The sequence below is a fragment of the Candidatus Symbiopectobacterium sp. genome, assembly GCF_020054415.1.
In the GTDB taxonomy this organism is placed as follows: Bacteria; Pseudomonadota; Gammaproteobacteria; order Enterobacterales; family Enterobacteriaceae; genus Symbiopectobacterium.
In genome coordinates this window covers 1-1145 of sequence record NZ_JAHWCO010000277.1, presented here as the reverse complement: position 1 = coordinate 1145, position 1145 = coordinate 1, and the positions used below count along the sequence as shown (strand labels likewise).

The 1145-nt window shown below is 49.1% G+C and carries 2 protein-coding genes and 1 pseudogene; all 3 read right to left on the bottom strand.

What is annotated here, in order from left to right; genetic code table 11:
- Positions 1 to 253: helix-turn-helix domain-containing protein (locus QZ506_RS07995; protein WP_291970252.1), on the bottom strand; the 253-nt coding region annotated here is incomplete at its 3' end.
- A 127-nt stretch (positions 254 to 380) separates the two neighbouring features.
- Positions 381 to 1028, bottom strand: a complete 648-nt coding sequence (locus QZ506_RS07990; protein ID WP_291970250.1) for a Bax inhibitor-1 family protein — start codon at positions 1026 to 1028, stop codon at positions 381 to 383.
- Positions 1012 to 1145, bottom strand: a pseudogene (locus tag QZ506_RS07985) (IS256 family transposase); the annotation flags it as partial. The pseudogene QZ506_RS07985 and the gene QZ506_RS07990, both read right to left, overlap by 17 nt.

Here is a 1145-nt window from a genome sequence, read left to right as displayed (position 1 = left end):
GCGGGAACTCAATAGCATAATCAACAACCGCGCGTTCAGTGGCTTCGTCGGCGCGGTTCTTCAGGTTCGGAACCCGGCGGTTCTGGCTAACCAGCGCATCAATGCCGCCTTCAGCAGCCAGTTCCTGATAACGGTAAAATCTATCGCGTGACACGCCCATGATCTTGCAGGCTTTTGATACGTTACCGAGTTCTTCGGCGAGATTGAGCAGGCCGGCTTTGTGTTTGATAATGGGATTGTTAGTATGAAGCATGATAGTTACCTCGCGTTTTGTTTAAGGATCAGACACCCATATCAAAACCGGTAACTCTCAACCTTTCAAGGTCCAGTGTCAGATCTAGTTGCGACTAATACAGATAAAGGCAGAAACCTCAATCAGGTTAGTCGTTGCGCATGATGCTTAACATGCTCACGAACAGGTTATAAATGGAAACGTACAGGCTAACCGTGGCACGAATATAATTCGTTTCACCACCGTGAATGATGTTGCTGGTTTCACAGAGAATGGCATCTGCAGAAAACAGAATGAACAAGCCACTCAACGCAAGATGTAACGCCGGAAGTTGCAGGAACAGATTGGCAATCACCCCGACGGTCAGAACAACAAATCCCGCCATCATAATTCCGGACAGGAATGACATATCCTTGCGCGTTGTTAGAACATAGGCAGAACAGCAGAAAAAGACCAGGGCCGTGCCGCCCAATGCAAGCATGATAATGTCAGAGGCGCCGGAGGCAATCAGTGAGCTCAGAATCGGGCCCAACGTGTACCCCATAAAACCCGTGAGCGCAAATGCTGCCAGAATACCTGCTGGACTGTTGGCGAGTTTGTGGGTCAAAAACATCAGTCCGTAAAACCCTATCAGCATCAACAATAAGCTAGGCTCGGGAAGGTTTAGCACGGTACTGACGGTTGCGGTAAGCGCGGAAAAAACCAGAGTAAGTGATAAAAGGAAATACGTGTTACGCAGTTGTGCGAGCCTGTTTAGGATTTTGTGTAAATGCCTTTCCTCAGAAGTGACCGTCAAGGCGGTCACCGAACTCGATAATAAAGCGACTCATTGCCATACGCCAGTCCTGTAAGGGCATCGTCCATTTCTGTGAGGCCGCCTGGATTGCCAGCCATACGACCTTCTTCACCGAGT